4 protein-coding genes are annotated in these 6582 nt (G+C 70.9%); all 4 read left to right on the top strand.

Translation table 11 applies throughout. The features are described from left to right. The first annotated feature begins 534 nt into the window (after positions 1–534). The 4 genes from G4G93_RS33690 (at position 535) to repC (ending at position 6560) form a co-directional block, all read left to right on the top strand. Positions 535–2307, top strand: a complete 1773-nt coding sequence (locus G4G93_RS33690) for a methanol/ethanol family PQQ-dependent dehydrogenase (RefSeq protein ID WP_165091661.1) — start codon at positions 535–537, stop codon at positions 2305–2307. 64 nt (positions 2308–2371) lie between these two features. Next, the gene (locus G4G93_RS33685; protein ID WP_165091660.1) at positions 2372–3583 is read left to right on the top strand and encodes a lytic murein transglycosylase; all 1212 of its coding nucleotides are present in this window, start codon (positions 2372–2374) and stop codon (positions 3581–3583) included. A 279-nt stretch (positions 3584–3862) separates the two neighbouring features. Further along, positions 3863–5056, top strand: a complete 1194-nt coding sequence (repA, locus tag G4G93_RS33680) for a plasmid partitioning protein RepA (RefSeq protein ID WP_165091659.1) — start codon at positions 3863–3865, stop codon at positions 5054–5056. 256 nt (positions 5057–5312) lie between these two features. Then, entirely contained in the window at positions 5313–6560 is a 1248-nt protein-coding gene (gene repC, locus G4G93_RS33675) for a plasmid replication protein RepC (protein ID WP_165091658.1), read from the top strand. Positions 6561–6582: the final 22 nt, after the last annotated feature.

Here is a 6582-nt window from a genome sequence, read left to right as displayed (position 1 = left end):
GCCGCCAGCGTTCGCTCTGAGCCAGGATCAAACTCTCAAGTTGAAGAGCTGATCAAAGCTGATCACAACATAAACGGAGGCTCACGACCGATCGGCGTTTCCACCAATCGTGTGAGCACCGAAACGTCAGACCAGCATCATCCTACTCACGATCCCACCCAGAGGCAGGATCCGCAGGGACGACGCCGTCCACGCTTCTCTTTCTCGTATGAACTTGTCAAAGAGCTGATCGGGCCCGAAGCCCGATCTCGACCTTCCGAGAACAGAAAGCAGCGCCGGGTTGCCCCGGCCCTTGCTTCGTCGTCTCTGGGAAGGTTCGTCGGAGCGGGCCGTTCGTCTCGGCGCCCCGTCGGTGAGCGGCTGTCTAAGGGTAGCCGGCTCGCCTGTCAACACGCCCCGACCCGACCGGTCTGCGACCGAGCCGACCATGATCCGGGCCACCTCCGTGGAGCACAGTCGGGCGCATGGTCCGGCGGACCCGCACCGCCTATGACGGGAGGGGCGAGATCCGGGGCGGCCGGGGAGGGGATAGGGATGAGACGAGGTACGCTGACGGCTCTGTTGCTCGGCCTCGGGCCGGCGCTCGCCGGGGAGAGCCGGCAGAATCTGGCGCTGCCGACCGTCGATTACGCGAATACCCGCTTCTCGGGGCTCGACCGGATCACGCCCGAGACGGTCGGCAAGCTCAAGGTCGCCTGGACCTACTCGACCGGCGTGCTGCGCGGGCACGAAGGCGCGCCGCTCGTGGTCGGCCACATCATGTTCGTGCATACGCCGTTCCCGAACACCGTCACGGCCCTCGATCTCGACCAGGACGGCAAGATCCTGTGGCGCTACGCGCCGCGGCAGGAGGCCGGGGTGGTCGCGGTGATGTGCTGCGACACGGTCCATCGCGGCCTCGCCTACCAGGACGGCCGGATCTTCCTGCAGCTCGCCGACACCACGGTCGTGGCGCTCGACGCCGAAACCGGCCGGGTGCTGTGGTCCGTGAAGAACGGCGATCCGGCCAAGGGAGAGACCAATACGGCGGCGGCGCTGCCGGTCGGGACCAAGGTGATCGTCGGCCTGTCGGGCGGCGAGTATGGAGCCCGCTGCCACGTGACCGCCTACGACCAGGCGACGGGGCGGCAGGTGTGGAGGGCCTACGCCACCGGGCCGGATGCCGAGATGCTGGTCGATCCCGACAAGACGACGGAGCTCGGTCGCCCGGTCGGGCGCGATTCCTCGCTCAGGAGCTGGGACGGCGAGCAGTGGAAGACCGGCGGTGCCTGCGCCTGGGGCTGGTTCTCCTACGATCCGGCGCTGAACCTCGTCTATTACGGCACGGGCAATCCCTCGACCTGGAACCCGGCGCAGCGCCCGGGCGACAACCGCTGGGCGATGGCGATCGTCGCCCGCGACGCCGATACCGGCGCGGCGCGCTGGGTCTACCAGATGACGCCCCACGACCAGTGGGACTATGACGGCGTCAACGAGATGATCCTGACCGAGCAGGATGTGGCGGGGCGCCGGCGCCGGCTGCTGACCCATTTCGACCGCAACGGCTTCGGCTACACCCTCGACCGGGAGACCGGCGAGCTGCTGGTGGCCGAAAAATTCGATCCGAGCGTGAACTGGGCCAAGCGCATCGAGCTCGACCGCGCCTCGCCCGCTTACGGCCGCCCGGTGGTGGACGAGCGCTACGCGCCGGGCGTCACCGGCGAGGACGAGACCGTGACCGGGATCTGCCCCGGGGCGCTGGGCGCCAAGAACCAGCAGCCTGCCGCCTATTCGCCGCAGACCGGCCTGTTCTACGTGCCGACCAACCACATGTGCATGGATTACGAGCCGTTCCACGTCACCTATACGCCGGGCCAGCCTTATGTCGGCGCGACCCTGGCGCTGCATCCGCCGGCCGGCACCGACCGGACCGGCGCCTTCATTGCCTGGGACAACCTGGCCGGGCGGATCCGATGGTCGATCCCGGAGCCGTTCTCGGTCTGGTCGGGAGCGCTCGCCACGGCCGGCGGCGTGGTATTCTACGGCACCCTCGAAGGATACCTGAAGGCAGTCGACGCGGCGACGGGGAAGGAACTCTACCGCTTCAAGACGCCGTCGGGGATCGTCGGCAACGTCACCACCTATCTGCATCGCGGGCGGCAATACGTGGCGGTCCTGTCGGGCATCGGCGGCTGGGCCGGGATCGGGCTCGCCGCCGGGCTGACCGACCCGGCCGAGGGGTCGGGCGCGGTCGGGGGCTACGCGGCCCTGTCGCAGTACACGGTCGCGGGCGGGCAGCTGACGGTGTTCGCTCTTCCGGAGCCCTGAAGCACCGGGATCCGACACAGGTCCGGACGGAGGTCGCCCGGGCCATCGACAAGGAGGCTGTTCGATGCGGGTGCCGATCGCGCTGCTGTGGCTCTTCGCGGCACCGGCCGCCTTCGCGCAGGGTTCGCCGGCGCCGGAGGAGCCGTCGCCGGCCGCGTGCCTGCCGGGCCTCATCGCCCGGGCGAAGGAGCAGGGGGTGACGCCGGCCCTGGCCGAGGCGCAGCTCGCCGGCCTCACCGCCGATCCCGACGTCGCGGCGGCGACCGGCAGGCAGGCGGAGTTCGAGAAGCCGGTCTGGGCCTATCTCGATTCGGCGGTGAGCGACGAGGCGGTGAGCGACGGCAAGACGAAGCTCGCATCCGAGGCCAGCCTGCCGGCGATCGAGGCGGCGTACGGCGTCGACCGGCACGTGCTGGTGGCGATCTGGGGCATCGAATCGGGCTACGGCAGCGTGCTCGACGACCCGCGCAAGGTGCGGCCGGTCCTGCGCTCGCTCGCTACCCTGGCCTGCACCGGGGACAAGCGGGTCGCGACCTGGACCGCGGAGCTGGTGGCGGCCCTGCGCATCCTCGATCTCGGCCGCACCACCCCGGACCGCCTGACGGGATCCTGGGCCGGCGCGATGGGCCACACCCAGTTCATGCCGACGACCTACCTCCGCCACGCCCTCGACTTCGACGGCGACGGGCGGGCCGACATCTGGACCTCGGCGCCGGACGCCCTCGCCTCGACGGCGCAATACCTGCGGAGCTTAGGATGGCGCCCGGGCGAGGGCTGGGGCGGCGAGGTGCTGCTGCCGGCGGGCTTCGATTACCGCCTCGCCGACGAGACGACGACGCGGACGCTTGCCGAGTGGCGGGCCCTCGGCATCGCGCCCGCCGGACGGGCGATCGGGGCCGACACCGACACGGCGCGCCTCGCCCTGCCCGCCGGGGCGAGGGGGCCGGCCTTCCTGTTGCGGCCGAACTTCCAGGCGCTGCTCGGCTACAATGCCGCTTTCTCCTACGCGCTGGCGGTGGCGCATCTCTCCGACCGGCTGCGGGGCGAGCCCGGCTTCGTGCAGGGCTGGCCCCGGGGCGACCGGCCGCTCGGCACCGACGAGCGGCGGGAGATCCAGGCGAGCCTGGAAGCGAAGGGCCATCCGGTCGGCGGGGTCGACGGGCGGATCGGCCCGAAGACCCGGGCTGCGATCCGCGCGTACCAGGCGGGCGTCGGGCTGGTGCCGGACGGCTACGCCGATGCCTCGCTTCTCGACCGCTTGCGAGCCGGACCTTGAGCGATGGGCCTTCGCATGATCGCGAAGGCGCCCGGCGCCGAGGCCCGTTCGGGCCTGCCGGCGGCCTCCGACGCTCCCCGCCCGAAGCCGCGGAGCGATTCCCCGCCAACGCACGATTCGGGGACTCGGCACCATCGTTTCGGAGGCGAAGCGCCTGACTCCTGTGGAGAAAAGGTTGTCGACTCCTGAATCGGAGAGCCCGGGGCTTAACGCTTGACTCTCCGTCGCCCGCGCCGGCCAAACTACGCTCACGTGCTCGGATGAGGCTCGAAAGCGTAGATGTCGAAGGGTGCCGAAAGTCGAATCGCCGGTCGGAGGACAGCCTCCGCGACGCCGTTCGACGCCGTGATCGCGGCCCATGCCGACGCCCTGACGCGCCAACTCGCGCGGGTGGGCCACCGGCTGACGCCGCCGGCAACGCGGCGCGAGCTGCGGCGCTTCCCGACCGGCGAGGCGGCGCGGCTGATCGGCATCACCGACGCCTACTTGCGCCAGCTGATCCTGTCGGACGAGGAGCTGGAGCCCGAGAAGGGCCCGGCGGGACGGCGGCAATTCACCCTGGAGCAGATCAACGACGTGCGCCGGCGCCTGGCGCGGACGCGGCCCGCCTACCTGCGCCACCGCCGGGACGGCGAGCACCTGCAGGTTCTGGCGGTCACCAACGTCAGGGGCCGCTCGGGCAAGACCACCGCCGCGGCGCATCTGGCGCAGTACCTCGCCTTGCAGGGGTTCCGGGTGCTGGCCGTCGATCTCGACCCCCAGGCGGCGCTCTCCGGCCTGTTCGGCTGCCGTCCGGAACTCGATGTCGGGGTGAGCCAGACCCTCTACGGCGCGGTGCGGCGCGACGGGGGCGAACGGCCGCTGAGCGCCCTCGTGCGCCCGACCCACTTTCCCGGCATCGACCTGGTGCCCGGCCATCTCGAGCTGATGGCCTGCGAGCACGGCGCCGTCCCCGAGAGTCTCGTCGGCCGCGTCGCCGCGGCGCTGGCGGGGGTCTCGACCGATTACGACGTGGTGGTGGTCGATTGCGCGGCCCAGCTCGGAGGGCTCACCCTCGGGGCGCTCTGCGCCGCGACCGGCATCCTGGTGACGGTGCAGCCGCAGATGCTCGACCTCGCCGGCATGTCCGGCTCGCTGCGGATGACCGCCGATCTGCTGGGCGCGGTGCGCGCCGCCGGCGGCGACCTGCGGCACGATTTCCTGCGCTACCTCGTGACCCGCTACGAGCCCCATGACGGGCCGCAGACCCAGATCGTCGGTTTGCTGCGGGCTCTGTTCGGCGAGCAGGTGATGACGCACGCGGTGCCGCTCTCGGCGGCGATCGCGGAGGCCGGGGCCTCCGGCCGGACGCTCTACGAGGCCGGCCGCGAGAGCCTCAACCGCCAGACCTACGACCGGACGGTCGAGGCGCTCGATGCGGTGAATGCCGAGATCGCCGGCCAGATCGCGCAGGCCTGGGGCCGCGCGGCGTGAGCCGTTCCTTCATCCCGGGGTGATGCCCCAGGTGAACGGCGTCCCTTCGGGCGCCGGTTAACCCGCCTCCGGGCGGTCCCCTCCACGCGAACCCAGAAAGGATCGATCCGGCAAAAGAAAAAGGCCCCCGAAGCGACGCCCCGGAAGCCCTTCTCTTAGTGCCTGGCAGCCTGAGAGAATCAAATCCGGCACATTCTGTCAAGCGTGGCGCCGATTCGGCGATCCCTTTTCTGTTGCCTGACGACAGGCACGAGCCATGTCTCAGACCCAACCGACGACGCCCTTCGGGCGGCGGCCGTTGTCGCTCGCCATGATGGCGGCGCAAGCGGCGGCGAAAGCCTGCCCGGACGAGGCCGCAAGCCACAAATGGCGCACCTTCCGCAACCTGACTGAGGCCAAGGCGCGCCTCGGAATCGGGGACCGGGCGCTCGCCGTGCTCTCGGCCCTGCTCAGCTTCCATCCCGAGACCGCCCTCATGCCGGGGACCGACCTCGTGGTCTTCCCGTCGAACCGGGAATTGTCTGTGCGCGCCCACGGGCCGTCGCCGACGACGCTACGCCGTGCGCTGGCCCAGCTGGTCGAGTCCGGGCTGGTGATCCGCCGCGACAGCCCCAACGGCAAGCGCTACGCGCGCCGCGGCGAGGGCGGTCAGATCGAGCAGGCCTTCGGCTTCGACCTCTCGCCCCTCGTGGCGCGGGCCGCCGAGTTCGAGGCCCTGGCCGCCGAGGTGCGGGCCGCCGCCAAGGCGCGGGCGCTGCTGCGCGAGGAGATCTCGCTGCTGCGGCGGGACGTCGCCAAGATCGTCGCCTTCGCGCGCGAAACGGGGTTGAGCGGCGGATGGGAGGCGCTCGAGGCGCGGTTGCAGGGAACCGGTGCGATGCCGCCGCGCTCGGCCGGCAACGCGGTTCTCAACGAGATCGCCGAGGAGCTGCGGGCCCTGCGCGCCGCGGTGGATAAGTGCCTGGCGGAATCGATCGAATTCCAGAAAACGGACGCCAGTGAGTCCCAGGCCGGCTACCACCATCAGAGTTCAAAACCTGAGTCTTTCCAGAATCTTGAAGGGGGTTTGCGGGGACGGGACGATCCGCCTGCGGTACCGCGGGGGGAGAGCGTGGTGCCGGTGAACCGGGCGCTGCCGCTCGGGCTGGTGCTCGAAGCCTGCCCGGATCTCGCAAGCTACGCCCGCCACGGGATCGGGACCTGGCGGGACTTTCTCGGCGCGGCCGCCGTGGCCCGGACGTGTCTGGGGATCACGCCGCCGGCCTGGACCCTGGCGGTCGAGGCGATGGGCGAGGAGCAGGCGGCCGTGGTGGTCGCCGGCATCCTGCAGCGCGGGACGGCCATCGCCGCACCGGGCGCCTATCTGCGGGATCTCGCCGAGAAGGCGCGGGCGGGGCGGTTCTCGGCCTGGCCGATGGTGATGGCGTTGTGGCGGGTGCGGCAGGGGGTTGCGATGTCGGGATCGGAGATCGCCGGACAGACGGTCTCGCATTCAAGCCGCTGACCATCCAAGGGGAAGGATGCAC

The sequence above is a fragment of the Methylobacterium sp. DB0501 genome, assembly GCF_011043735.1.
Taxonomy (GTDB): Bacteria; Pseudomonadota; Alphaproteobacteria; order Rhizobiales; family Beijerinckiaceae; genus Methylobacterium; species Methylobacterium alsaeris.
This window is presented reverse-complemented; position numbering and strand designations above follow the sequence as displayed.

What these genes read in the sequence shown, in the direction of transcription:
- G4G93_RS33685 (WP_165091660.1), top strand. Translation starts at nt 2,372, where the DNA reads ATGCGGGTGCCGATCGCGCTGCTGTGGCTCTTCGCGGCACCGGCCGCC.
- G4G93_RS33690 (WP_165091661.1), top strand. Translation starts at nt 535, where the DNA reads ATGAGACGAGGTACGCTGACGGCTCTGTTGCTCGGCCTCGGGCCGGCG.
- repA (WP_165091659.1), top strand. Translation starts at nt 3,863, where the DNA reads ATGTCGAAGGGTGCCGAAAGTCGAATCGCCGGTCGGAGGACAGCCTCC.
- repC (WP_165091658.1), top strand. Translation starts at nt 5,313, where the DNA reads ATGTCTCAGACCCAACCGACGACGCCCTTCGGGCGGCGGCCGTTGTCG.